At 42.7% G+C, this 25,634-nt stretch carries 24 protein-coding genes and 1 riboswitch; of the genes, 21 read left to right on the top strand and 3 right to left on the bottom strand.

Annotated elements, in window-relative coordinates:
- Positions 1 to 29: 29 nt before the first annotated feature.
- Positions 30 to 908 carry a ribonuclease HIII gene (gene rnhC / locus M1D84_RS05960; RefSeq protein WP_044335331.1) on the bottom strand — a complete coding sequence of 293 codons (879 nt, stop codon included), beginning with the start codon at positions 906 to 908 and terminating at the stop codon, positions 30 to 32.
- A 179-nt stretch (positions 909 to 1,087) separates the two neighbouring features.
- Between rnhC and zapA the strand changes: the two genes are divergently transcribed.
- The 15 genes from zapA (at position 1,088) to M1D84_RS06035 (ending at position 17,967) form a co-directional block, all read left to right on the top strand.
- Complete coding sequence (gene zapA, locus M1D84_RS05965) at positions 1,088 to 1,345, top strand: cell division protein ZapA (protein WP_012010831.1); 258 nt, start codon at positions 1,088 to 1,090, stop codon at positions 1,343 to 1,345.
- Between the two features lie 7 nt (positions 1,346 to 1,352).
- Positions 1,353 to 1,886 (top strand): CvpA family protein, encoded by a 534-nt coding sequence (locus M1D84_RS05970; RefSeq protein WP_024423226.1) that lies wholly within the window; start codon positions 1,353 to 1,355, stop codon positions 1,884 to 1,886.
- Positions 1,887 to 2,000: 114 nt separating this feature from the next.
- Positions 2,001 to 3,713 carry a DNA polymerase/3'-5' exonuclease PolX gene (polX, locus tag M1D84_RS05975; RefSeq protein WP_458106428.1) on the top strand — a complete coding sequence of 571 codons (1,713 nt, stop codon included), beginning with the start codon at positions 2,001 to 2,003 and terminating at the stop codon, positions 3,711 to 3,713.
- Between the two features lie 21 nt (positions 3,714 to 3,734).
- Positions 3,735 to 6,092 (top strand): endonuclease MutS2, encoded by a 2,358-nt coding sequence (locus M1D84_RS05980; protein ID WP_024423224.1) that lies wholly within the window; start codon positions 3,735 to 3,737, stop codon positions 6,090 to 6,092.
- A 14-nt stretch (positions 6,093 to 6,106) separates the two neighbouring features.
- Positions 6,107 to 6,511, top strand: coding sequence for a DUF350 domain-containing protein (locus tag M1D84_RS05985; protein WP_007501637.1), 405 nt, complete (start codon positions 6,107 to 6,109; stop codon positions 6,509 to 6,511).
- Between the two features lie 162 nt (positions 6,512 to 6,673).
- A complete protein-coding gene (locus tag M1D84_RS05990) occupies positions 6,674 to 7,129 on the top strand; it encodes an immunity 63 family protein (protein ID WP_073208389.1) in 456 nt (151 codons plus the stop codon).
- Positions 7,130 to 7,228: 99 nt separating this feature from the next.
- A complete protein-coding gene (locus tag M1D84_RS05995) occupies positions 7,229 to 8,947 on the top strand; it encodes an AMP-binding protein (protein ID WP_041115046.1) in 1,719 nt (572 codons plus the stop codon).
- Positions 8,948 to 9,115: 168 nt separating this feature from the next.
- Complete coding sequence (locus M1D84_RS06000) at positions 9,116 to 9,700, top strand: TetR/AcrR family transcriptional regulator (RefSeq protein WP_024427175.1); 585 nt, start codon at positions 9,116 to 9,118, stop codon at positions 9,698 to 9,700.
- Between the two features lie 26 nt (positions 9,701 to 9,726).
- Positions 9,727 to 10,506 carry an enoyl-CoA hydratase gene (locus tag M1D84_RS06005; protein ID WP_025092456.1) on the top strand — a complete coding sequence of 260 codons (780 nt, stop codon included), beginning with the start codon at positions 9,727 to 9,729 and terminating at the stop codon, positions 10,504 to 10,506.
- 31 nt (positions 10,507 to 10,537) lie between these two features.
- Positions 10,538 to 11,311 (top strand): electron transfer flavoprotein subunit beta/FixA family protein, encoded by a 774-nt coding sequence (locus M1D84_RS06010; protein ID WP_024427173.1) that lies wholly within the window; start codon positions 10,538 to 10,540, stop codon positions 11,309 to 11,311.
- 43 nt (positions 11,312 to 11,354) lie between these two features.
- A complete protein-coding gene (locus M1D84_RS06015) occupies positions 11,355 to 12,332 on the top strand; it encodes an electron transfer flavoprotein subunit alpha/FixB family protein (protein WP_103131854.1) in 978 nt (325 codons plus the stop codon).
- Between the two features lie 75 nt (positions 12,333 to 12,407).
- Entirely contained in the window at positions 12,408 to 13,886 is a 1,479-nt protein-coding gene (locus M1D84_RS06020) for an alpha-N-arabinofuranosidase (protein ID WP_103131855.1), read from the top strand.
- A gap of 246 nt (positions 13,887 to 14,132) precedes the next feature.
- On the top strand, positions 14,133 to 14,447 hold the full coding sequence (gene trxA / locus M1D84_RS06025; RefSeq protein WP_007501629.1) for a thioredoxin: 315 nt from the start codon (positions 14,133 to 14,135) through the stop codon (positions 14,445 to 14,447).
- A gap of 139 nt (positions 14,448 to 14,586) precedes the next feature.
- Positions 14,587 to 16,359, top strand: coding sequence for an excinuclease ABC subunit UvrC (gene uvrC, locus M1D84_RS06030; protein WP_024423216.1), 1,773 nt, complete (start codon positions 14,587 to 14,589; stop codon positions 16,357 to 16,359).
- A gap of 61 nt (positions 16,360 to 16,420) precedes the next feature.
- A riboswitch (Lysine riboswitch) is annotated at positions 16,421 to 16,598 on the top strand.
- A gap of 133 nt (positions 16,599 to 16,731) precedes the next feature.
- Positions 16,732 to 17,967 carry an aspartate kinase gene (locus M1D84_RS06035; RefSeq protein WP_103131856.1) on the top strand — a complete coding sequence of 412 codons (1,236 nt, stop codon included), beginning with the start codon at positions 16,732 to 16,734 and terminating at the stop codon, positions 17,965 to 17,967.
- A 154-nt stretch (positions 17,968 to 18,121) separates the two neighbouring features.
- Here the strand turns inward: M1D84_RS06035 and M1D84_RS06040 are convergent, their stop codons facing one another.
- Complete coding sequence (locus tag M1D84_RS06040) at positions 18,122 to 18,565, bottom strand: YslB family protein (protein ID WP_024423214.1); 444 nt, start codon at positions 18,563 to 18,565, stop codon at positions 18,122 to 18,124.
- 283 nt (positions 18,566 to 18,848) lie between these two features.
- Between M1D84_RS06040 and M1D84_RS06045 the strand changes: the two genes are divergently transcribed.
- The 5 genes from M1D84_RS06045 (at position 18,849) to M1D84_RS06065 (ending at position 23,401) form a co-directional block, all read left to right on the top strand.
- Entirely contained in the window at positions 18,849 to 19,457 is a 609-nt protein-coding gene (locus M1D84_RS06045; protein ID WP_024423213.1) for a succinate dehydrogenase cytochrome b558 subunit, read from the top strand.
- 37 nt (positions 19,458 to 19,494) lie between these two features.
- Positions 19,495 to 21,255: a succinate dehydrogenase flavoprotein subunit gene (gene sdhA / locus M1D84_RS06050; protein ID WP_024423212.1), complete on the top strand. Its 1,761-nt coding sequence runs from the start codon at positions 19,495 to 19,497 to the stop codon at positions 21,253 to 21,255.
- 1 nt (position 21,256) lies between these two features.
- The gene (sdhB, locus tag M1D84_RS06055; protein ID WP_047202633.1) at positions 21,257 to 22,021 is read left to right on the top strand and encodes a succinate dehydrogenase iron-sulfur subunit; all 765 of its coding nucleotides are present in this window, start codon (positions 21,257 to 21,259) and stop codon (positions 22,019 to 22,021) included.
- A 121-nt stretch (positions 22,022 to 22,142) separates the two neighbouring features.
- Entirely contained in the window at positions 22,143 to 22,604 is a 462-nt protein-coding gene (locus M1D84_RS06060; protein ID WP_024423210.1) for an acyl-CoA thioesterase, read from the top strand.
- 77 nt (positions 22,605 to 22,681) lie between these two features.
- Positions 22,682 to 23,401, top strand: coding sequence for a biotin--[acetyl-CoA-carboxylase] ligase (locus tag M1D84_RS06065; RefSeq protein WP_024427167.1), 720 nt, complete (start codon positions 22,682 to 22,684; stop codon positions 23,399 to 23,401).
- Between the two features lie 27 nt (positions 23,402 to 23,428).
- On the opposite strand, the gene M1D84_RS06070 is transcribed toward M1D84_RS06065, so the two are convergent.
- Positions 23,429 to 24,559: a 2-methylaconitate cis-trans isomerase PrpF family protein gene (locus tag M1D84_RS06070; RefSeq protein WP_171464563.1), complete on the bottom strand. Its 1,131-nt coding sequence runs from the start codon at positions 24,557 to 24,559 to the stop codon at positions 23,429 to 23,431.
- A 135-nt stretch (positions 24,560 to 24,694) separates the two neighbouring features.
- Here M1D84_RS06070 and M1D84_RS06075 point away from each other — a divergent pair, with 135 nt between their 5' ends.
- Positions 24,695 to 25,555, top strand: a complete 861-nt coding sequence (locus M1D84_RS06075) for a LysR family transcriptional regulator (RefSeq protein ID WP_024423208.1) — start codon at positions 24,695 to 24,697, stop codon at positions 25,553 to 25,555.
- The last annotated feature ends 79 nt before the right edge of the window (positions 25,556 to 25,634 follow it).

Below are 25,634 nucleotides of genomic sequence, written 5' to 3' on the forward strand. Positions count from 1 at the left end.
TGGGGTCAGTCCCTGGGCCCTAGCTTTTTTTATAGCATTTTTTTCGCTTTTTGTGTGTTGGCAAAATGCAGCTTTGTAAATTGACGTAAAGCATCTTCACCATGCATTTTGATGAGCTTGGCGGCGGCCTTATCTACATGAGGACCGGCCCCTTTTGGGATGTCAAAGCCTGCAGCCTGTGATAATTTGTCCATTTCAATTAAAAAGGCGTACCTTGCGATAATGGAAGCTGCAGCGACTGACAAATGGATGCCTTCTGCTTTTGTACTAAAATACGTCCGCTCCCGGATAATTTTTTTCCCGGCCAGATGCTTGAAATAAATGCCTGGTTCTGCAAATTGGTCAATCAAAATGGCTTCAGGCTGCTTTCCATCGAGTTTTTCTAGCACAGAGGTGATGACTTGGTTATGAAGCAGTGCCTTCATTTTTCCTTGACTCATGCCCTTTTCCTGCATCGTATTGTACTTTTCATTTCGGAGAACGAGAAGACTGAACGGAATGGTTTTGATGAGATCCTTGGCAATGTTGATAATTTGCGGGTCCTTTAATCCTTTTGAGTCTTTTACGCCAAGCTCTTTCATTAAAGCAAGCTGGCTGGCATCAACATAGGCCGCACAGACTGTGATCGGTCCGAAATAATCACCTGTACCTACTTCATCTGAACCGACGACCGACATGGAAGCAATGCCAGGCGGCGGACTGTATTTTGTGACAGCAGGTGATTTTTGACTTTTCGTATCAGCTGCTTGTAAATGGCTGAATTGACTGGCTTCAGCTTCTGCCTTTTGTCCTTGAAAGAGCACTTTTCCAGATCGATAAGCTGTAATCGTACAGCCAGGGACTTTTGCTTGAAAGAGGGCGCCTGGCGGCAAAGTGTCTGTTAAATGGTGCGCATACGCGCTCTTCATTTTTTTGAGGTCTTCTGATGTTGCTTTTAAAACGGATTGGGGCACAGTGGATAACTCCTTTTTACCTTGATATCATTGATTTCTAAAGTGTACCATAACAGGTAAGGGCTCGTCTTTCCATTCAATGTCTAAACATGTTATGATAGAGACTAGGATTCTCGTGGAATGGAGGAGAAACGTTGTCTGACGGCGGTAAAACGAAAACAACAGTTGAGATATACGGACAGTCCTATACGATCATCGGTCAAGAAACGAAGATGCATATGCGGCATGTTGCGTCAATTGTTGATGATAAAATGAGAGAAATAAATGAAAAAAATCCATACCTTGATATAAACAAATTAGCTGTACTGACAGCAGTCAATGTCGTCCACGACTACTTGAAATTAAAAGAGCAATACGAAAAATTAGAGATTCAGCTAAAAGAAAAGGAATGAAATTACCGTGATCGATATCATCATTTTGTTTTTGCTTCTTATGGGAACGCTTGTCGGTCTAAAACGCGGGTTTATTCTTCAATTTATTAAATTGATCAGCTTTGTTGTTTCTATCTTAGTGGCGTCCATGTTTTATCAGTCACTGGCACCACAGCTTACGTGGATTCCGGCACCTAATTTTAGCGGCGGTCAACCGCAGCTCGCTTTCTTTAGCGGGAATCTAGAAACAGCTTATTATAATACCATTGCGTTTATCATTCTGTTTATCTTGACCAAAATCCTGCTCGCCATCATTGGCGGATTGCTCACAACCATTGCAAGTATACCTGTGATTAAACAGGTGAACAAACTGCTTGGCGGTGTTTTAGGATTTCTTGAAACCTATTTATTTGTGTTTATTCTATTGTTTGTCGCTGCATTACTTCCAGTAGATGCGCTGCAAACAATGATGAGCAAATCAATGTTAGCAGATGTGATCGTAAACAACACCCCTTACCTGTCCGGTCTTGTCAAAGACCTCTGGTCGACGTATGGAGTTTAAAAACTTCTCCTTTCCTGGAGAAGTTTTTTCTCATTCCATGACAGAAAGTTGTAGGATGAAGGGAAAGTTTGTATATTTATATAGGAAGATGCCAAAGCGGCTGGAGGATGAGAGATGAATAAAAAAGATATTATCAAACTTCTTGAAACAATTGCAGTATATATGGAACTAAAAGGAGATAATCCTTTTAAAATTTCTGCCTTTCGTAAAGCAGCAGCGGCACTGCAACAAGACGACCGCAGCCTTTCTCAAATAGATGATCTATTAGCATTACCCGGCATTGGAAAAGGAACCTTTGCTGTGATCACAGAGTATATCGAAAAAGGACAATCAGAAACACTTGAACAATTAAAAAAGGAAGTGCCTGAAGGACTTGTCCCGCTCTTAAAATTGCAAGGACTTGGCGGGAAGAAGATTGCTAAGCTTTATCAAGAGCTTGGAGTCCATGATGCACAGTCATTAAAGGAAGCATGTGAAGCGGAAAAAGTACAAGCGCTTGCAGGCTTCGGTAAAAAAACAGAAGAAAAGATTCTCGCTGCTCTTGAGGAGGCCGGAAAGCAGCCAGAACGACTGCCAATTGGCTTTGCATTAGATGTGGCAGAGCGAATTGATCATGCGCTTGAACAGATGAAGGGTATTCTTCGTTTTTCAAGAGCTGGCAGTTTAAGACGTGCACGGGAAACTGTCAAAGATCTAGATTATATCATTGCAACCAGCGATCCTGAACAAGTCAGAGAGCAGCTCGTTGCACTCGATGATGTCAAAGACGTTATCGCAAGCGGTGATACGAAGGTATCTGTCATTCTTGCCCTTGATTTTGAGATCAGTGTAGACTTCCGGCTTGTGACAACAGATCAATTTGCCACAACGCTGCATCATTTCACCGGCTCAAAAGATCACAATATTCGCATGCGCCAGCTGGCGAAGGAACGCGGAGAGCGTATTAGTGAATATGGTGTGGAAACAATTGAAACTGGAGAAGTCAAAACGTTTGAAGACGAGGCCGCTTTTTATGCGCATTTTGAACTTCCGCTCATTCCGCCAGAAATTCGTGAAACCGGAGCGGAGATTGATACGTATAAAGAAAGTATGCAATTTGTAGAGTTAAAAGATATGAAAGGCGACCTTCATATGCACTCGACTTGGAGTGACGGCGCATTTTCTATTCGCGAAATGGCAGAGGCATGTATCGCAAAAGGCTATGAATACATGGCGATTACAGACCACTCGCAATATTTAAAAGTAGCAAACGGTTTAACAAAAGAACGTTTACGTCTGCAAGCAAAAGAAATTGACAAGCTGAATCAAGAATTTGAGCATTTTCACATTTTCAAAGGGGTCGAAATGGATATTCTCCCGGATGGATCATTAGATTATGATGATGACTTTTTATCAGACATGGATTTTGTGGTTGCGTCCATCCATTCGAGCTTTTCTCAGCCAGAGGAAGTCATCATGGAGCGCCTTGAAAATGCCCTGCGGAATCAGCATGTGGATTTAATTGCACATCCAACAGGCCGTTTGATCGGCAGACGGGACGGCTATGCCTTAAATATAGATCAGCTTATAGAGCTTGCGAAGAAAACGGGAACTGCACTAGAGCTCAACAGCAACCCGTCAAGACTTGATTTGAAAACAGAGCATTTAATGAAAGCAAACGAAGCAGGTGTAAACATCATGATCAATACAGATGCACACAATATCGCCATGCTGGATCATATGGAAGTTGGTGTAACAGCTGCAAGAAAAGGCTGGACACCAAAAGCAAATGTCGTGAATACTTTTTCTCTAAGCGAGATCAAAAAGTTTTTAACGCGTGACAGGTAGTCGTTAGGAGGCTGGACCATGCTGCAACAAAAAGTGTTAGCATCATTAGAATTTCATAAAGTAAAAGAAAAAGTCATGTCCTATACCGCATCCTCATTAGGAAAAGAAAGAGCGCAGGATTTAACGCCGCTGACGGATATAGAAACCATTCAGCATTTGCTGGAAGAGGTAGCAGAAGCACAGGATGTTATCCGCTTAAAGGGATCGGCGCCATTTGGCGGGCTGACGGATATTAGACGCGGGGTCAAACGGGCAGAAATCGGCAGTACATTAAGCCCGTCTGAGCTCATGGAAATTGCAGGACTATTATATGCTGTGAAGAATATGAAGCATTTTCTCAAGTCCATGTATGAAGATGGTGTAGACATACCACGGCTTCATACATATGCAGAGACACTGATTTTACTGCCTGAAGTGAGAAAAGAAATCGAAAGCTGTATTGGTGATAATGGAGAAGTTCTCGACCATGCCACCCCGGCACTTCGTTCATTGCGCATACAATTACGTTCACTTGAATCAAAAGTTCGTGATAAATTAGAATCCATGATTCGTTCACAATCTGCTTCGAAAATGCTGTCAGACACGATTGTCACCATTCGTAATGATCGGTTTGTGATTCCGGTAAAGCAGGAGTACCGCTCGAATTACGGCGGAATTGTTCACGATCAGTCATCATCTGGGGCAACCCTTTTTATCGAGCCGCAAGTGGTCGTGGATCTAAATAACACCTTGCAGCAAACCCGTTTAAAAGAAAAACAAGAGGTCGAAAAGATCCTGCAAATGCTGACAGAGAGTGTGTCAGAACACATTGAGGAACTGCTTCACAATGTAAAGGAGCTTCAGACGTTAGATTTTATTTTTGCTAAAGCCAAATATGCAAAGGCAGAAAAAGCCACAAAGCCTGCTGTGAACGATCAAGGGGAGATTTATTTAAAGCGGGCAAGACATCCTCTATTGCCTAGGGATCAGGTTGTGGCAAATGACATCGAGCTCGGCAAAGATTTTTCAACCATCGTCATTACTGGCCCAAATACAGGGGGTAAGACAGTTACCTTAAAAACGCTTGGTCTTTTGACGCTGATGACGCAGTCAGGCCTTCATATTCCAGTTGAAGAAGGATCGGAAGTGGCGGTATTTGACCAAGTATTTGCTGATATTGGAGATGAACAGTCGATTGAGCAAAGCTTGAGTACGTTCTCATCTCATATGGTCAATATTGTGGATATCTTAAAGAATTTGACATCTAACTCACTCGTGTTATTTGATGAATTAGGAGCAGGAACAGACCCTGCTGAAGGTGCCGCGCTGGCCATGAGTATCTTAGATGAAGTGCATCAAACAAATGCACGCGTCATCGCAACGACTCACTATCCTGAGCTGAAGGCTTACGGATATAACCGAGAAGGTGTCACAAATGCGAGCGTGGAGTTTGACATTGAAACCTTATCACCAACGTACCGCTTGCTCATCGGTGTGCCCGGACGAAGTAATGCATTTGAAATTTCTAAACGTCTTGGTTTGCCAGATCACCTCATTGATCGGGCAAAAGCGGATATGCATGCCGAACATAATGAAGTAGACCAAATGATTGCTTCATTAGAAGACAGCAAGAAACAAGCAGAAGAAGAGTTGCATGAGACAGAAATCTATAGAAAAGAAGCAGAAAAGCTTCATAAAGAATTGCAGAGACAAATTCTTGAATGGAATGAGCAAAAGGACAAACTGCTAGAAGAAGCTGAACAAAAAGCAGCAGAAAAGATTGAACAAGCCTCAAAAGAAGCAGAAGACATCATTCAAGAGCTTCGGTCGATAAAAAATGAGCATCGCTCATTCAAAGAGCATGAACTCATCGATGCGAGAAAGCGTCTTGAAGAAGCAGTTCCTGAGTTTGACCGGAAGAAAAAGCCTGAGCCGGTGAAAAAAGCAGCAAGACAGCTAAAATCAGGCGACGAAGTGAAAGTGCTCACCTTCGGGCAAAAAGGAACGCTGCTTGAACAAACAGGTGACAAAGAATGGAGTGTCCAAATGGGCATTCTGAAAATGAAAGTAAAAGAAAAAGATATGGAATTTATCAAATCAGCACCTGAATTTAAGCAGGAAAAAGCCATTACGGCAGTCAAAGGAAAAGACTATCATGTATCACTTGAGCTTGACTTAAGGGGCGAGCGTTATGAAAATGCCTTAAGCAGAGTCGAGAAATATTTAGATGATGCTGTCTTAGCTGGTTATCCGCGAGTGTCAATCATTCACGGAAAAGGAACTGGCGCCCTTAGAAAAGGGGTTCAGGAATTACTGAAACAGCACCGAAGTGTGAAAAATGCTCGTTTTGGGGAACAAGGCGAGGGAGGATCAGGCGTTACCATCGTCGAATTAAAGTAAAAAGGAGAAAACGCATGAAAGCCTTTTGGGAAAATGAACTTGTGGAAATTGCCGCCTATTACAGCGTGGCCGTCCTATGTCTTGTCTTATTTCTAACCATTTTTGAACTCGTTACCTCCTATAAAAACTGGGAAGAGATCCAGCGTGGGAACTTAGCTGTTGCCATGGCAACAGGCGGAAAGATTTTTGGGATTGCGAATGTGTTTCAGCATTCAATCGCACAGCACAATTCCCTTCTGCAAATGGTTGGATGGGGCGTATACGGCTTTGTGATGCTGCTTGTCAGCTATTTCATTTTTGAATTTTTAACACCGCGATTTAAAGTAGACAAAGAGATTGAGAATGATAATAGAGCGGTCGGGTTTATTTCACTCATTATTTCAGTTGGGCTGTCTTACGTAGTAGCAGCCGGCATTTAAGGAGACGACATGGAAAAGCTAGCAAAAGTATTAATCGTAGTTGCCTGCACTTTTGCGGTCATTGGTGCCGTTTACATGTTCCTGTGAAATGAAGAAGACAAAGTGCGAAAGCTGTCAGGGATTCCTTGGCAGCTTTTATCTCACCCAAAGGCGGCGAATCACATGAAGAAAATTCTGCAAAAAGACGAACTCATAAAGCGTATTGATACTTGTCTCCAAATGACTTCTCTGCCAAGAGACATATATGAACCGTATATTGCACGTCCATTTCAAACGACTGGATTTTTTGATGATTTGAGCCCTTATGTTCAAATCGATCCGAGTGGCTATATTCTCATTCAATATGAACGAGGAATCCAAATGCTGCATAAAAGAACAAAAGCGGCGGATGAAGTCATTTACTGGATTTTAGAAGACACGATCTTTCTCACAGTCTACATAGACATGATGAGGCAGTATCAAGTCGACAACATTCAGACGCATTTACCGAATGATCCGAGTATCCATCAACAGATCGTGGAGAGAGTAAATGAGTCATTCCGTGCAATTGGTGGATTATATGAACAGTGGCATCATGAAGGAAAAAGAGCATCGATCGAAACACCAGCGAAGAAATAAAGATGGCATGGAACCAAGCTCTATTTGAAAAAAGCAAACTGCCTTAAGGAAAAGTTTGCTATAATAAAATAGTACGAAAGTTCAGGAAGGAGGGTTTTTATGCAGTCAGATAAACGTTGGCTTCTGCATTACCCGAATCAAATTCCCCACGAACTCACCATCCCAAATGAGACGTTACAATCTTACTTATTCAGCTCCGCAGAGGCTGCACCTGAGCATACAGCCATTCATTTTCTAGGAAAAAACATCACCTATGAACAGCTCCAGGAAGAAGCATTGAAACTAGCTGGTCACCTGATGAAAATTGGCGTGAAAAAAGGCGACAGAGTAGCGATCATGCTGCCAAACTGTCCTCAATCTGTCATTTCTTATTATGCTGTTTTAATTGCAGGCGGCATCGTTGTTCAAACGAACCCGCTTTATACGGAGAAAGAACTGGCATATCAAATGGAGGACAGCGGCTCAAAAGTGCTGATTACACTGGATTTATTGTATCCAAAGGCCTATAAAATGAAAGCGCTGACAAGTATGGAGCACTTGATCATCACCAAACTACAGGATTATTTACCATTTCCGAAAAACATTCTGTTTCCTATCGTCCAAAAAAGAAAAAATAAAATGGTCATCCAAGTAGAGAAAAGTGAGACCATTCATCACTTCTCACAAATCATGAAAGAATCGTCAGAAGAACAGATTCCGGCGCTTGCCTTTGAACCGAAAGAGGATGTCGCTGTTTTGCAATATACAGGCGGAACGACTGGTTTACCAAAAGGGGTCATGCTGACGCATGAAAATATTTTAGCGAATACTGAAATGTGCGCTTCTTGGATGTATAAAACGACAAGAGGCAAAGAACGAATCCTTGGCATCATTCCGTTTTTTCATGTATACGGAATGACGACCGTATTAAATCTTGCTGTCAAAGAAGGGCATTCAATGATTCTCCTTCCGCGATTTGACGCAGCTGATACCCTCAAAACGATTGAAAAACAGAAACCGACGCTCTTTCCAGGTGCACCCACCATGTATATTGCCTTGCTGCATCATCCAAACATTGAAAAGTATGACCTGTCGTCCATCACTGCATGTTTAAGCGGCTCGGCGGCTCTTCCTGTTGAAGTCAAACAGAGCTTTGAGAAATTAACAGGAGGGCGTTTAGTAGAGGGGTATGGTCTTTCAGAAACTTCGCCAGTGACCCATTCTAACTTTTTATGGGGAGCAAACAAAACAGGCAGCATTGGCTGTCCGTGGCCTGGGACAGACGCAGGCATTTATTGCGAGGAAACGGGTGGCCTTAAAGAGCCGTATGAGCACGGAGAAATTATCGTCAAAGGGCCGCAAATTATGAAAGGCTATTGGAATCAGCCAGAGGAGACAGCAGCTGTATTAAGGGATGGATGGTTTTTCACCGGAGATATTGGGTATATGGATGAGGACGGTTTTTTCTATATCGTTGACCGGAAAAAAGATGTCATTATTGCGAGCGGTTATAATATTTACCCAAGAGAGGTCGAAGAAGCCCTATATGAGCATGAGCTTGTACAAGAAGTCGTGGTCGCAGGTATACCAGATCCTTATAGAGGAGAAACAGTAAAAGCGTTTGTTGTGCCGAAAAAGGATGCTTATTTAACAGAGGATGAACTCGATCGCTTTGTCAGAACGAGAATTGCTTCATTTAAAGTACCGCGCGTGTATGAATTTAAAGAATCACTGCCTAAAACGGCTGTCGGAAAAATTTTGCGCAGAGTATTAATTGAAGAAGAAAAAAGAAAGCAAGCTTCATCATCTGAGACACCTGTCGATCAATTGAAGAAATAACGACCTTCATCATCCGGTCGAGCGGCCGGATGATTTGAATGATGACAGTCTGCTCTGGTATGATAAAGGTTGAAAAGAAAGAAGAAGATCTCTTGACAAATCACCCGTTTCTTTTTAACATAAAGTTATGAATGAATGCTCATTCAATTTAGAAAGGGACGAAGCACATTGAAGCAGAAAAGACCGAAGTACATGCAAATTATTGATGCAGCAGTTGTGGTGATTGCAGAGAACGGCTATCATCAATCACAAGTTTCAAAGATTGCGAAACAAGCAGGGGTGGCAGACGGAACCATTTATCTTTATTTCAAAAACAAAGAGGATATTCTCATCTCATTGTTCAAAGAAAAAATGGGACAATTCATCGAACGGATGGAGACAGATATTCAAAAGAAGCCGTCTGCAAAAGAAAAGCTTCTACTGTTGATTGAGGAGCATTTTCGCATGCTGGCGCAAAATCATCATTTGGCTCTTGTGACACAGCTTGAACTCAGGCAGTCAAACCTTGAGCTGCGGCAAAAAATCAATGAGGTGCTAAAAGGGTATTTAAATATGCTCGAGTCGATTTTAACAGAAGGAAAGAAAACAGGAGAATTCAGACAAAATTTAGATGTCCGCTTAGCAAGACAAATGGTATTTGGGACGATTGATGAAACCGCAACAACATGGGTTATGAATGATCAAAAGTATGATCTGCCTGCACTCGCAGAAAGTGTACATGATCTGCTGTTAAACGGAATACATCAATCCTAAAGACAATGTGAAAAAGGATGATTGACATGGAAAAAATACTCAGCTTACATCATGAAGGACAGACAGCGCTCATCACGATTCAGAACCCGCCTGCAAATGCCTTATCCTCTCAGCTGCTCACTGAGCTTAATGACATGTTTGATAAGCTCGAACAGAATGAAGAAGTAAGAGCGATTGTGATCCACGGAGAAGGCAGATTCTTCTCAGCAGGTGCTGATATTAAAGAATTTACGACTTTACAGGAAGAGTCTGATTATGCAAGCCTCGCTGATAGAGGACAGCAAGTCTTTGAACGGATTGAACAGTGTCCAAAGCCAGTCATTGCCTCGATTCACGGAGCAGCATTAGGCGGAGGCCTTGAGCTTGCTATGTCTTGTGATATCCGAATCGCAACAAAAGATGCAAAGCTTGGACTGCCAGAACTAAACCTCGGCATTATTCCAGGATTCGGCGGCACGCAGCGCCTCCCTCGCTACGTTGGTTCTGCTAAAGCGCTTGAAATGATGGGAACAGCTGAACCGATTACAGGTGAAGAAGCATTTACGTGCGGCCTTGTTACAAAGCTGGCAGAAACAGAGGAAGAAGCGCTCGAAGCGGCTAAAACACTTGCGGGGAAATTTGCCGCGAAAAGCCCAAAATCACTTGAATATGTGCTTGATTTATTGAACGCCACAAAATTGTATTCATATGATGGCGGAATGAAGCTGGAAGCCAAAAAGTTTGGTGAGGTTTTCCAATCAAATGACGCCAAAGAAGGCATCCAGGCCTTTATAGAAAAGCGCAAACCGAACTTTAAAGGGGAATAAGGGATAAGTACGACACAAGGGGGAGAAATAAATGAATATATTTGTTTTGATGAAGCGTACGTTTGACACGGAAGAGAAAATTTCGATTCAGTCTGGTGCAATTCAAGAAGATGGAGCAGAGTTCATTATTAATCCTTATGACGAGTATGCCATTGAAGAAGCCATTCAGCTTCGCGATGAGCACGGGGGAGAAGTGACCGTTGTGACAGTTGGCGGTGAGGATGCAGAGAAACAGCTGAGAACAGCACTTGCTATGGGCTGTGACAGGGCCGTCTTATTAAACGTCGAAGATGACTTAGAAGAGTGGGACCAATATTCAGCTTCTACCATTCTTTATCACTATTTAAAAGACAAAGAGGCTTCCTTGATCTTAGCAGGGAATGTAGCAATTGACGGCGGCTCTGGACAGGTAGCCCCGCGTCTTGCTGAATTACTCGGTTTTTCATATGTGACTACGATAACAAGTATTCAAATTGACGGCGGCTCTGTATCGATTGAACGAGATGCAGAGGGGGATGTGGAAGTCATTTCTGCCGAACTCCCGCTTGTCGTCACAGCTCAGCAAGGACTCAATGAGCCTCGCTATCCATCATTACCAGGCATTATGAAGGCAAAGAAAAAGCCTTTAGAAGAATTGGAACTTGATGATTTAGATCTGGATGAAGACGATGTACCATATAAAATCAAAACAATTGAACGTTTCTTACCGGAGAAAAAAGAGGGTGGCAAGGTGCTGAGCGGCGAGCTTCAGGATCAAGTCAAAGAACTGACAGATCTACTCAGAAATGAAGCAAAAGTCATCTAAACATCCACTTTACGATATCACGAGAACAAGGGGGAGCTTGAAGATGAGTAAAAAAGTTGTTGTACTTGGAGAAAGTCGTGACGGTAAGTTAAGAAATGTGACATTTGAAGCCATTGCTGCCGCTCACAAAGTGGCAGATGGCGGTGAGGTCATTGGCGTGTTAATAGGGGATGACGTCAAAGACCTAGCAGATGAACTGCTTTACTATGGAGCGGATCATGTCATGATTGTGGAGCATCCGCACCTTTCATATTATACGTCAGATGGTTTTGCGCAGGCACTTCAAGCCATATTAGATCAGGTCGATCCGGATGCTGTGCTCTTTGGCCATACGTCGATCGGAAAAGACTTGTCGCCGAAAATAGCTGCACGTCTTCAGACTGGCTTGATTTCAGATGCGATCGATGTAAGCGTTACCGGTGAACATCTTGTTTTCACTAGACCGATTTACTCTGGAAAAGCCTTTGAAAAAGTCATTTCGACAGACCGCCTGCTTCTAGCAACCATCCGGCCAAACAACGTGGCACAACTTGAGCGGGATGTGTCACGAGGCGGAGAAGTCACACCGGTTTCTGTCGATATTCAGAACCTTCGGACGATCGTGAAGGAAGTCATTAAAAAAACGTCAGAAGGTGTAGATTTATCGGAAGCAAAGGTCATTGTTGCTGGAGGACGCGGGGTTAAGAGCAAGGAAGGCTTTGAACCGCTGAATGAACTCGCTGAGACGCTGGGGGCAGCAGTCGGAGCCTCGCGCGGAGCCTGTGACGCTGACTATTGTGATTATGCCCTGCAAATTGGTCAAACGGGAAAAGTCGTCACACCTGATCTTTATATTGCATGCGGGATATCAGGAGCGATTCAGCATTTAGCGGGAATGTCTAACAGTAAAGTCATTGTGGCAATCAACAAAGACCCAGAAGCGGAAATTTTCAAAATCGCCGATTACGGAATCGTCGGTGACTTGTTTGAAGTGGTACCGCTTTTGAATGAAGAGTTAAAAAAGATGAATATCCACTCGTAACGCTCATACACTCAGAATGCCTAGGTATTCTGGGTTTTTTTGTATGTGATTAAGCAGAAAAGGAGCGGTTGACAAGTGAAGGGGACAGTAAAAGTCAATGACGTGATCGGACGCATTTCTAAACACATTTATGGGCACTTTCAAGAGCATTTAGGAAGAGGGATTTATGATGGGATTTGGGTAGGAAAAGACTCAGAGATTGATCATATTGAAGGGATTCGTACCGATGTGCTAAAGGCTCTTCAAGCATTACATATTCCGGTGCTGAGGTGGCCGGGGGGCTGTTTCGCAGACGAGTATCACTGGGCAAATGGTGTAGGTGAAATGAGTGAACGAAAGCCAATGGTCAATACCCATTGGGGTGGTACGGTTGAATCCAATGCATTTGGGACGCATGAATTTATGGCATTGTGTGAGCTGCTTGAATGTGAGCCATACATTTGCGGCAATGTGGGAAGCGGGTCTGTTCAAGAATTAGCCGATTGGGTCGAATACATGACATTTCCAAAAGGGACACCTATGTCAGACTGGCGCATTCAAAATGGAAAACAAGAGCCTTGGAAGCTGACCTATGTTGGTGTAGGCAATGAAAGCTGGGGCTGCGGCGGGAATATGACGCCTGAATACTATGCAGATTTATATAAACGCTATCAAACGTACGTAAGAGAATTTGCAGGGCAGCGTATTTATAAAATCGCCTGCGGTGCGAACTCTAATGACGTGAATTGGACAAAAGTATTGATGGAGCGGGCTGCACCGTGGATGGATGGGCTCAGTTTACATTATTACACTGTACCTGGTACATGGGAGAAGAAAGGATCAGCGACTGAATTCGATGAGGATGAATGGTTTATCACGCTGAAAAAGGCCTATGAGATGGAACGGCTTGTCGAAGACCATGGAGAAATCATGGATCGTTATGACCCAGACAAGCGAATCGGGATGATTATTGATGAATGGGGGACATGGTATGACCCAGAGCCAGGAACAAATCCTGGGTTTTTATATCAGCAAAACACGCTAAGAGATGCCCTTGTGGCCGCCCTCCATTTTCATATTTTTCATCGCCATTGCGAGCGGATTCATATGGCAAATATTGCTCAGACGGTCAATGTGCTGCAAGCGATGGTATTAACAAAGGACGAAAAGATGCTTCTGACACCTACGTATCATGTATTTCACATGTTTCAAGTGCATCAAGAGGAAGAAGCGCTTGAAGTGGAGTTCGTTTCACCGCCGTATGAACGAAGAGGTGAAAAAATTCCTCAGGTCAGTGTGTCAGCCTCGCGTTCATCAGGGAAGATGCATATTAGCTACTGTCACTTGAATCCGCATGAACAAACAGAGATATCCCTTGCCATTGCAGGGATTGATGAACAAACGAAAGTCACTGGACGTGTGCTGACGGCCGATCGCATGAATGCCCATAATACATTCGATGAACCTCATTCTGTTCAGCCAAAAGACTTTCAGCAAATGACTGTAAAGTCCGGCGAATTAACAGTGGAGCTGCCGCCAATGTCAGTGGTCATGATAACTGTCGACCTCGCTTAATTGCATATTTCGATGTTTGATGAGAAGAATGTTGGGGCATCATACATTGTAAATGAAGCGGAAAGGGTGTCATGTCATATGCTTAGAACCATTCTAATGATCATCGGTGCGATTGTTGTTATTGGTGCGATTATACGGTTTGTTTTTTAATTCATTTCCTAAAAAATGATTCGTAAGCATTTCATTCGCAAGTCACATTGGTAGATGCTATACTAAAAAGCATAATTTACATTGGAGGAATGAATAATGGCAATCGTAAAAGCTACTGACGCAACATTTTCACAAGAAACTGCAGAAGGTGTTGTTCTTGCAGACTTTTGGGCACCATGGTGTGGACCTTGTAAAATGATTGCTCCAGTTCTTGAAGAACTTGATCAAGAAATGGGCGACAAAATGAAAATCGTAAAAATTGATGTAGACGATAACCAAGAAACTGCTGGTAAATACGGCGTTATGAGTATCCCAACACTTCTTGTTTTAAAAGACGGTGAAGTTGTAGAAACTTCTGTTGGTTTCAAACCAAAAGAAGCACTTGCTGAACTTGTCAACAAACATCTATAAACCGATCTATGTCCAAGCGGCATAATCATTGAAGCGGTTCTCGTAAAGACGAGAGCCGCTTTTCTTTCAGCATGGTATAAAACAAATGTTCGTGATACACTAGAAGGAGTGAAAGAGGAAAACAAGGACGGATGAAAATATGAACAAACTAATTAAAGAAAAGCTGTCAGTCCTGCCGGATCAACCAGGCTGTTACTTAATGAAAGATAGACAAAATACGATCATTTATGTGGGAAAAGCAAAGGTTTTAAAAAACAGGGTGCGCTCTTATTTCACTGGATCACATGACGCCAAAACGCAGCGGCTTGTCAGTGAAATTGAAGATTTTGAATACATTGTCACCTCTTCTAATATCGAGGCGCTTATTTTAGAGCTGAATTTAATCAAAAAATATGACCCAAAATACAATGTCATGCTCAAGGATGACAAGACGTATCCTTTTATAAAAATTACGAATGAACGCCATCCTAAGCTGATCGTCACCCGCAATGTAAAAAAGGACAAAGGAAAATATTTCGGTCCATACCCAAACGTACAAGCAGCTCGAGAAACAAAAAAGCTGCTCGACCGCTTATATCCACTGAGAAAATGCGCCACCCTTCCTGACCGCGTCTGTCTTTATTATCATCTTGGACAATGTCTTGCGCCATGTGTGTATGACATTTCCGAGGAAACGAATAAGCAGCTCGTGGACGAAATCACAAGGTTTCTAAACGGGGGACATCAGCAAATCAAAAAAGAACTCACCGAAAAGATGCAGGAAGCCGCTGAAAATTTAGAGTTTGAACGGGCAAAAGAACTGAGAGACCAAATCGCTTATATCGACTCAACGATGGAAAAACAGAAAATGACGATGAGTGATTTATCAGATCGAGATGTCTTTGCCTATGCCTATGATAAAGGCTGGATGTGTGTCCAGGTTTTCTTTATCAGACAGGGGAAATTGATTGAACGTGACGTGAGCCTGTTTCCAATGTATCAGGACCCTGAAGAGGAGTTCCTCACGTTCATGGGGCAATTTTATGAAAAGAACAACCATTTTCTGCCGAAGGAAATTCTGGTGCCGGACAGTGTCGATCAAGAGATGATTGAGCAATTGCTTGAGACGAACGTTCACCAGCCGAAAAAAGGAAAGAAAAAGGATTTGCTTTTACTTGCGCATCAAAATGCCAAAATCGCCTTAAAAGAAAAATTTTCGCTCATTGAGCGTGATGAAGAGCGGACAATTGGTGCGGTGAAGCAGCTCGGGGATGCGCTTAATATTTATATGCCATACAGAATCGAGGCATTTGATAACTCAAATATTCAAGGAGCAGATCCGGTTTCTGCCATGGTCGTCTTTCAGGACGGGAAACCCTATAAAAAGGAATACCGAAAATACAAAATAAAAACCGTCTCAGGGCCAGATGATTATGCATCCATGCGTGAAGTCATTAGAAGACGATATACCCGCGTGTTAAAGGATGAACTGCCGCTGCCAGATTTAATTTTAATTGACGGAGGAAAAGGACAGATCAACGCAGCTATCGATGTGCTTGAAAATGAATTGAATCTGTCTGTCCCGGTCGCAGGTCTTGTAAAAGATGAAAAACACCGGACTTCAAATCTCATGATGGGAGATACACTTGAAATTGTTGCGCTGGAGAGAAATAGTCAGGCCTTTTACTTATTGCAGCGCATCCAAGATGAAGTGCACCGCTTCGCCATTAGCTTTCACCGGCAGCTGCGCGGAAAAAATGCATTCCAGTCTATTTTAGACGATGTACCAGGTATCGGAGAGAAGCGTAAAAAGCAGCTCCTCAAACATTTTGGCTCTGTGAAAAAGATGAAAGAAGCCTCTATCCAAGACTTTCAGGAGGCTGGCATTCCGAAACAGACGGCTGAACTTTTAATGGAAGCATTAAAAAAATAGATTGTACTTTTACCAAAAGTCTGTTAAGATGTGACTAATTTAATAAATGAACGTGTTGTTTGTTGAAGATAGAGGTGCGAACTTCAAGAGTAAGCCTTCGGAGATCGATGGGATCTAAGAAGAGGGCTGAAAGGGGAGCGTCGCCGAAGTGAATAAAATCCACTCATTTTATTCGCTGGCTGTACATTGAAGAAATGTAGGGCTGTCAAGAATTCATTTCTTGGAGGGCTATCTCATTGTTTGCATCGTTTAATGATGATTTTAAAGCAATGGGAGATTTGTTCTCTCATTGCTTTTTTATTTGCAGTGAGCGGCCAGTCTCCAAAGCTGCCTCTTCTCTCACACGTGAACTTTTGAAAAAGGGTGGTAGACATGGGACTAATTGTACAAAAATTTGGCGGAACTTCCGTTGGATCGACAGAAAAAATTCGCAATGCCGCAGAGAGAGTGATCGCTGAACGCGAGGCAGGACATGATGTGGTTGTGGTTGTATCAGCGATGGGCAAATCAACGGATGTTCTAGTAGACCTAGCGAAAGAACTCACAGACGATCCAAGCAAAAGAGAAATGGATATGCTGCTCGCAACGGGTGAGCAGGTGACCATTTCATTATTAGCGATGGCGCTCCAAGCAAGAGGTTATGATGCCATTTCCTTTACAGGCTGGCAGGCTGGTATGAAAACAGAGCATGTACACGGAAATGCAAGAATCGTGGACATTGATGAATCAAGAATAAAAGATGAATTAAGTGCGGGGAAAGTCGTTGTTGTGGCAGGCTTCCAAGGAATTGCAGATGACTTACATATCACAACTCTTGGCCGCGGCGGATCAGATACAACAGCTGTGGCACTGGCTGCCGCACTAAAAGCTGATAAATGTGATATATACACAGACGTACCAGGAGTGTTTACGACAGATCCGCGTTATGTATCATCTGCGCGGAAACTTGCAGGTATTTCATACGATGAGATGCTTGAGCTGGCTAATCTAGGAGCTGGGGTTCTGCATCCAAGAGCTGTTGAATTTGCGAAAAATTATCAAGTCCCGCTAGAAGTCCGTTCTAGTATTGAAAATGAATCGGGTACGTTAATTGAGGAGGAATCATCCATGGAACAAAACTTAGTTGTCAGAGGCATTGCATTTGAAGATCAGATTACACGTGTGACAGTGTGCGGGCTTTCAAGCGGTTTAACAACATTATCGACCATTTTTACGACGCTTGCGAAACAGAATATTAATGTCGATATCATCATTCAGTCGGTCACAAGCACCAACCAGACTTCCATCTCTTTCTCTGTCAAAACGGATGATTTGTCCAAAACAGTTGAAGTATTAGAAGAATATAAAGGGGCGCTTGGCTACGAGCAGATTGAGACAGAAAGCAAATTAGCGAAAGTATCCATCGTGGGATCTGGAATGGTCTCAAATCCAGGGGTAGCTGCTGAAATGTTTGCTGTGTTAGCGCAAAAAGACATTCAAGTGAAAATGGTCAGTACGTCTGAAATCAAAGTCTCAACGGTCGTTGGCCGTGATGATATGGTCAAAGCGGTTGAAGCGCTGCATGACGCGTTTGATTTATCAAAGGTGAGCGCCGCTGCTCACTCTTAAAAAGGTAAAGAGGTGATCTTATGAAAGAGGGTCGCCTCTTTTTTCTATATGGAAACGGCTGAAACGGGCGTAAACCTATTCATTAAGTATGCTATGATAGATGTAGACATATAAAAAAGGCGTGACCTGAAGTCCGCGCCTTTTATCAAGAGTATTAGCTAGGGTCTCTTAAATCCCATTTAACGGTTAAAATGACTTTCTCAGCACGCTTTTTCACTTGTTCATAGGATTCAGCCACGTGCTCATTCAGAAGCTGAATTTGTTCAGCAATAAAACCCGCTTCCATCTGAAAGCATGGCTCCTTTTGATAGGTGAGTCGATTGGATACTAGTGGACCTTCGAGCTCAAACTCAATTTCCTGTTTTTTCGAATGGACCATCGTGAGAGTCCCCCATCCGGCATCATGGAAAAATTCGGGGATCTTTTCCCATGACTCTTGAGGAAATTTACGAGCAAGCAGTTTACCCGCAAAATACATCATAGATGAATGGTCCTGACCAAGAATATCAGGCAGCAGAACTTCGCGTATCAGCTCGTAGGCAAATCCATTGACTTCAATTTCTTTTAGCTGTTCTAAGTTAGATTCGAATTTATTCATTGTACGGCTCCCCTCTTTCAACAATTTATTATAGCTTATGTGGGCATATGATGACAGAGTTTTCCCTGAAGTCTAAGAAATTCTTATTGTAGTAAAACGAATTTTGATTTAAAACTTTTAAATTTCGGAAAATTTTAATTTATGTACGCGGTTTCTTGACGCTTTTTTGACATAGGAGTAAAATGAAATTGTCAATAAATTTGAATAAAGTGCTTACAATTGAAAGAAGCGGGGGTAAGACAATTTTCAAGCAATTGCACTTTTTTTACTAGGGGGTAAAGTAATGTCGGGGAACAAAGAATTTTTTTATCGGAGATTGCATTCTTTGCTTGGCGTCATTCCGGTCGGTCTATTTTTAATACAGCACTTAGTGGTTAACCACTTTGCGACAAATGGACCAGAGGCGTTTAACAAAGCTGCACACTTTATGGAACAGCTTCCTTTCAGATATGCACTTGAGCTGTTCGTGATTTTCTTACCACTGATCTATCATGCTGTTTATGGGGTGTACATAGCCTTTACGGCACAAAACAACACGTCTCGCTTCAGTTACTTAAGAAACTGGCTGTTCAGATTGCAAAGGATTTCAGGTATTATCACATTGATTTTTGTCTCTTGGCACGTATGGGAAACACGAATTCAAGCTCAGCTTGGAGCTGAAGTCAACTATGACATGATGGCGAATATTTTAAGCTCTCCATTTATGCTAGGCTTCTATATTGTCGGCGTTTTATCTACTATTTTCCACTTTGCTAATGGCTTGTGGTCATTTGCTGTCAGCTGGGGAATTACTGTTTCACCACGCTCACAACGAATCTCCACATATGTGACATTAGGTATATTTATAGCGCTTTCATATGTAGGGCTAAGAGCAATTTTCGCTTTTGTTTAAGAGGAAATAGATTAGTAGAAGAGGGAGAGGGGCTACAATGAGTAATTCTAGCATCATCGTTGTCGGAGGCGGCTTAGCTGGTCTCATGGCAACTATTAAAGCAGCAGAAGCGGGAACAGCTGTTCAACTATTTTCAATCGTACCTGTGAAACGTTCGCATTCTGTATGTGCACAGGGCGGAATCAACGGAGCGGTCAATACAAAAGGTGAAGGGGATTCACCTTATGAGCATTTTGATGACACGGTTTACGGCGGAGATTTCTTAGCCAACCAGCCGCCAGTAAAGGCAATGTGTGAAGCAGCACCGTCCATTATCCACTTACTTGATCGTATGGGTGTTATGTTTAATAGAACACCAGAGGGATTATTGGACTTCCGCCGCTTCGGGGGAACACAGCACCACCGTACAGCGTTTGCTGGAGCTACAACAGGCCAGCAGCTATTATACGCACTGGATGAGCAGGTTCGCCGCTATGAAGTAGCAGGACTTGTCACGAAATATGAAGGCTGGGAATTCCTTGGCGCCGTTTTAGATGACGAGGAAGTATGCCGCGGGATTGTCGCGCAGAATTTGACGACAATGGAAATTGAATCTTTCCGTTCAGATGCAGTCATCATGGCAACAGGCGGTCCTGGAATCGTTTTCGGTAAATCAACAAACTCTATGATTAACACTGGATCTGCAGCATCTATCGTCTATCAGCAAGGTGCACATTATGCAAATGGAGAATTCATTCAAATTCACCCGACAGCGATCCCAGGAGATGACAAGCTTCGTCTTATGAGTGAATCAGCTCGTGGTGAGGGCGGACGTGTTTGGACATATAAAGACGGGAAGCCTTGGTACTTCCTTGAAGAAAAATACCCAGCATACGGGAACCTTGTACCGCGTGACATCGCAACGCGTGAAATCTTTGACGTATGTGTCGAGCAAAAGCTTGGCATCAACGGAGAGAACATGGTATATCTTGATCTTTCTCACAAAGATCCAAAAGAGCTTGATATTAAGCTTGGCGGAATCATTGAAATCTATGAAAAATTCATGGGTGACGACCCGCGTAAGCTGCCGATGAAAATCTTCCCAGCTGTTCATTACTCTATGGGCGGATTATGGGTCGATTATGATCAAATGACGAATATCAAAGGTCTATTCGCTGCCGGAGAATGTGATTACTCAATGCACGGCGGAAACAGACTTGGTGCAAACTCACTTCTTTCTGCGATTTACGGCGGAATGGTCGCTGGACCAAATGCGGTGAAGTACATTAACGGTCTTGAAAAATCTGCGGAAGACCTTTCTTCTGCACTATTTGACAGCGCCGTGAAGAAAGAGCAAGAGAAATGGGACAACATCCTCAGCATGGACGGAACAGAAAATGCGTACGTGCTTCATAAAGAGCTTGGTGAATGGATGACGGATAACGTTACAGTGGTTCGTTACAATGACAAACTCTTAAAAACAGATCAGAAGATCGAAGAACTAATGGAGCGCTACAAGAAGATCAACATCAATGATACCGCATCATGGAGCAACCAAGGCGCTGCCTTCACGCGTCAGCTTGACAACATGCTTCAGCTGGCAAGAGTCATTACGATCGGGGCATATAACCGGAATGAAAGCCGAGGCGCACACTATAAACCGGAATTCCCAGAAAGAAACGATGAAGAATTCCTTAAAACAACGATGGCTACGTTCAAAGGGAAAAATCAAAAGCCTGCATTCCACTATGAGGACGTCGATGTATCGTTAATTGCACCTCGTAAACGAGATTACTCGAAGAAAAAGGTGGAGAAATAAGATGAGTGAAAAAAACACAATTCATTTCATAATCACACGTCAAGATACAGCAGATGGAAAGTCTTATGATGAGGAATTCGAAATCCCTTACCGTCCGAATATGAACGTCATTTCTGCACTCATGGAAATTAGACGTAACCCGGTCAATAAACAAGGTGAAAAAACAACGGCGATCAACTGGGACATGAACTGTCTTGAAGAGGTGTGCGGAGCTTGTTCTATGGTCATTAATGGAAAACCGCGCCAGTCATGTACAGCCTTGATTGACAAGTTAGATCAGCCGATCCGTCTCCAGCCGATGAAGACATTCCCGGTCGTGAGAGACTTGCAGGTTGATAGAAGCCGCATGTTCAACTCCTTGAAAAAAGTAAAAGCATGGGTGCCGATCGATGGCACATATGATCTTGGACCTGGACCAAGAATGCCTGAGAAAAAACGTCAATGGGCGTATGAGCTTTCTAAATGTATGACATGTGGTGTCTGCCTTGAAGCTTGTCCAAACGTAAATGATAAGTCTTCCTTTATGGGCCCTGCTCCGCTTTCGCAAGTTCGTCTATTTAACGCACATCCGACAGGTGCGATGAATAAGTCTGACCGTCTAGAAGAAATTATGGGAGACGGCGGTCTTGCGAACTGCGGGAACTCTCAAAACTGTGTGCAGGCTTGTCCGAAAGGAATCCCGCTGACAACGTCAATTGCAGCACTTAACCGAGATACAACATTACAAGCTTTCCGTAACTTCTTCGGAAGCGATCACGCAGAATAACATCACATTCAGTCCTCTTTGCCAATCATGATGAGTGTTTACAAGAGGCTGGATGGAACACAAAATAAACGCCTCTTCCAATATGGGAGAGGCGTTTATTGATGAATAAGGAGATGATGAAGTGAGACTTCCATCATATATTGAGGAACCATTTGAAGAATGGAGAGCATCCTTTCGATTTTATGTCGAAACGACTGTCCGTTTTTCAGAAACGGATATGTTCGGCCATATGAACAATGTCACCCCTTTTGTCTATTTTGAAGAAGCACGGATTGCCTTTTTTCAAAAAACAGGAATTGTGGATAAACGAATGAAACGTGTGAAAGAGACGATTACAGTCGTGGCAAACCTGCAATGTGATTACATCAAACAGGTGGAGATTGGGGAGCGGCTTCGTGTGTATGTAAAGCCGGAAAAAGTCGGATCAAGCTCACTTATCCTTCATTATTTAGGAGAAAACGAGCAGCAGGAACCATGCTTTACAGGCTCAGTCACCATGGTGCAAATTAATAAAGAAACAGGCGCATCTGTCCCATTTACAGAGGAAGAAAAAGAGACATTTCAAGCTCAGCGAAATGGGTAGCATGCAGCCTCAGCAACGTGTAAGCTTCATTTTGTTATAATAAAAAGACCATATCAAGAAGAACAAAAGGAGAACACATGAAGATTTTTCAATATGACACCATTGATAGTACAAATAATGAAGCGAAAAGGCTCATTCAGCAAGGAGAAAAACCTTCATTTGCTGTCTATGCACATCAGCAGACAGAAGGGAGAGGCAGGCTAGGCAGGCCGTGGGAAACGCCTGCAGGGAATGTCGCTTTGACCATGACGGTTTTGCCGCCAGAAGAACTCTCCACCCAGTCAACGATTGCTCCGCTGACGGCACTAGCGATCTACGATGTACTCAAACCTCTCATCAGGGCTGAGGATCAGCTGGCGATTAAATGGCCAAATGATATTCTCATCAATGAAGCAAAGGTATCAGGCACATTGATTGAAGCGGACCGTACCGCCATTTATATCGGGGTTGGCATCAATGTGAAGACAAAGCCGGAGCATGTTCCGTACAAAACCATTTGCCTATCAGAGCTTACAGAGGTAAAAGCCGATCAGCTTGTGAAGGAACTTGCAGCCGCTTTTGAAAAATATCATACACGCTGGAAGAATGAAGGGTTTGAAGCACTCACTTCCCTCTATAACAAACGGTTATATCGTCTTCATAAACCGCTGCGGATCTCGTTAGACCGTGAAAAACAAACATGGGAAGAGGGCATTTGCTGCGGAGTCAACCGCTACGGTCATCTCCAGCTCAAAGATGAGAAAGGGCAGATAAAAGCTCATTCTGCTGGAGATATCGATGCACCGCTTCAGCATTAAAAAAAGCAGACGAGAACATCGTCTGCTTTAAGCTTCTCTTTTAATATGAGGCTGAATCACATAGTCTTGTTTTGTGAAAACAACTCCGTCTAGAATTTCTCTTGCAGTTCGAATGACTTTGACTCTGTTTTGAGAGATGTCAATTTCCGTTTGCATAATCCCGGCAGGATGCCCAATACGAAGTGTGTCTCCTTGACCTTGGAACAGCTGAGAAGGAAGCGTTTCATCCAAGAAACAGCTGGCCGTCACGCAGACAGAACCGGTAATGGCAAGTGCTTGGTGCGGTCGTTGCATCGATAGCATACGAACGATGATATCCATATCTTCTGCTCGTCTCAAGATTCCATTTGTATCTACATAATCAGCAGGCTCGCTGATGAGCGCAAGCTTTGGAACAGCTGGAGACTGTAATGTGGCCATTTCTTTTGGTGCAAAGTGACACATTTCAGCAGCGAGGGAACGAATTTCTTCTAAATCATCCAGTAATTCGTCTGTAAACTCTTCAGGTAATTCAGTTCCTTTTAATTGAATATCTTTCGCACGAATAAAGGCAATTGGATTTGCAATGTCAACGATCGAGATTGGAATCTCACCAAACTTTGTTTGAATCGTATCAATTTTGTTTCCAGTCGGATAGGTTTTACCTGTGACTGCTCCTTCAGGTTTCTCAAAGGATAAATAAATAGGAGAACCAGTTCCTTTTACACCTGGAATTTCTGCCTGTCCTTCAAATTTTACTTCCCCATTTTCAACTTCGACCTCTGCCGTAATGACTTTATTTGTATTGGTATTGAGGATACGTACAGTCGTAATGGGCTCAACTGCTTGAACAAGTCCTTTAATGATCGCATACGGCCCAACGGCTGATGAGATGTTCCCGCAGTTTCCTTTAAAGTCGACATATCTCTCATTAATACTGACCTGTGCAAATGTATAGTTCACATCCACATCCGGACGTGTGGCTTTATCGATAATGGCCACTTTACTTGTTAAAGAATTACCGCCGCCGATCCCATCGACCTGCAGCCGGTCAGGACTGCCCATAATGTCTAATAGAAATGCCTCGAGCTCATCGTGTTCATATGGTGCATTGTCAGCGTGAATGAATACTCCTTTGCTTGTACCGCCTCGCATGATTGTGATTGGAACTTTTCTCATGACTCTCACCCTCAATTTTTAATTAACTGTTTATCTAACCAAAATGGTAAAGTATAATAAGAAATAAGTTAAATACATTATTTTGAGAGAAATCAATAAAAATATTTTATAATTAGTAAAAAAGGAGGGCATACAATGGATGAAAAAGATTGGCGGTTTTTAAAGGTACTTTATGAAGAAAAGAACATCACAAAAGCGGCAGAAAAATTATTTGTCTCTCAGCCTGCCTTAAGCTATCGATTGAAACAGCTTGAAGAGGAGTTTGATATGAAACTTTTCTTTAAAAGAAAACGAGGAATTGAATTTACATCAGAGGGCGAATACTTGGCTAAATACGCAAATGACATGCTCAAACAGCTGCAGCAAACGAAAGATGGCATGCTCAATATGCAAAAAAAGGTCAAAGGAACCATTCGGTTAGGGGTCTCAAGTAACTTTGCCCAGTATAAACTGCCAGAAATATTAAAGGAATTTTCTAAGCAGTATCCACATGTTCAATTTATGGTCAACACAGGCTGGAGCACAAAGGTAATGGATTTATTAGGAACATCAAGTGTGCATTTAGGGATTTTAAGAGGCGATTATGACTGGAATGGAGAGCGTTTTTTGCTTGATAAAGAGCGTCTTTGCATTATTTCAAAATCAGAAATTCAGCTAAAGGATCTCCCGAATCTGCCGCTCATTGACTATCATACAGACAGTTCATTAAAACGGCTGATTAACAGATGGTGGCAGGAAACATTCACAATGCCTCCGCTTGTCACGATGGAGACAGACCGTCAGGATACATCAAAAGAGATGGTGAAGCATGGTTTAGGCTATGCCATTGTCCCAGAAATTTGCCTCAGACCAAGTGATGAGTTATTTGTAAAAGGACTTTCGTATAAAGATGGACAGCCTGTTTTAAGAGATACATGGCTCATGTACCAGCCAGACTCACTTCATTTGTCTGTGGTGAAAGCGTTCATTGAGTTTTTAAGAAATCAGCAAGGTTGATTATAAAAGAAATTTATTGAATATACGAAAAAATCGATATTTTCATTATAAAAAAAGCTATTATATCCTTGAAATAGAA

Source organism: Bacillus sp. PK5-006, assembly GCF_054161415.1.

Bases quoted from the DNA above. Each gene is read 5' to 3' on its own strand.
- M1D84_RS06065 (WP_024427167.1), top strand. From the start codon at position 22,682: ATGAAGATTTTTCAATATGACACCATTGATAGTACAAATAATGAAGCG.
- uvrC (WP_024423216.1), top strand. From the start codon at position 14,587: ATGAACAAACTAATTAAAGAAAAGCTGTCAGTCCTGCCGGATCAACCA.
- M1D84_RS06075 (WP_024423208.1), top strand. From the start codon at position 24,695: ATGGATGAAAAAGATTGGCGGTTTTTAAAGGTACTTTATGAAGAAAAG.
- M1D84_RS06040 (WP_024423214.1), bottom strand. From the start codon at position 18,565: ATGAATAAATTCGAATCTAACTTAGAACAGCTAAAAGAAATTGAAGTC.
- M1D84_RS05995 (WP_041115046.1), top strand. From the start codon at position 7,229: ATGCAGTCAGATAAACGTTGGCTTCTGCATTACCCGAATCAAATTCCC.
- M1D84_RS06070 (WP_171464563.1), bottom strand. From the start codon at position 24,559: ATGAGAAAAGTTCCAATCACAATCATGCGAGGCGGTACAAGCAAAGGA.
- M1D84_RS06035 (WP_103131856.1), top strand. From the start codon at position 16,732: ATGGGACTAATTGTACAAAAATTTGGCGGAACTTCCGTTGGATCGACA.
- trxA (WP_007501629.1), top strand. From the start codon at position 14,133: ATGGCAATCGTAAAAGCTACTGACGCAACATTTTCACAAGAAACTGCA.
- M1D84_RS06010 (WP_024427173.1), top strand. From the start codon at position 10,538: ATGAATATATTTGTTTTGATGAAGCGTACGTTTGACACGGAAGAGAAA.
- rnhC (WP_044335331.1), bottom strand. From the start codon at position 908: ATGAAGAGCGCGTATGCGCACCATTTAACAGACACTTTGCCGCCAGGC.
- M1D84_RS06005 (WP_025092456.1), top strand. From the start codon at position 9,727: ATGGAAAAAATACTCAGCTTACATCATGAAGGACAGACAGCGCTCATC.
- M1D84_RS06045 (WP_024423213.1), top strand. From the start codon at position 18,849: ATGTCGGGGAACAAAGAATTTTTTTATCGGAGATTGCATTCTTTGCTT.
- sdhA (WP_024423212.1), top strand. From the start codon at position 19,495: ATGAGTAATTCTAGCATCATCGTTGTCGGAGGCGGCTTAGCTGGTCTC.
- M1D84_RS05985 (WP_007501637.1), top strand. From the start codon at position 6,107: ATGAAAGCCTTTTGGGAAAATGAACTTGTGGAAATTGCCGCCTATTAC.
- sdhB (WP_047202633.1), top strand. From the start codon at position 21,257: ATGAGTGAAAAAAACACAATTCATTTCATAATCACACGTCAAGATACA.
- polX (WP_458106428.1), top strand. From the start codon at position 2,001: ATGAATAAAAAAGATATTATCAAACTTCTTGAAACAATTGCAGTATAT.
- M1D84_RS05990 (WP_073208389.1), top strand. From the start codon at position 6,674: ATGAAGAAAATTCTGCAAAAAGACGAACTCATAAAGCGTATTGATACT.
- M1D84_RS06015 (WP_103131854.1), top strand. From the start codon at position 11,355: ATGAGTAAAAAAGTTGTTGTACTTGGAGAAAGTCGTGACGGTAAGTTA.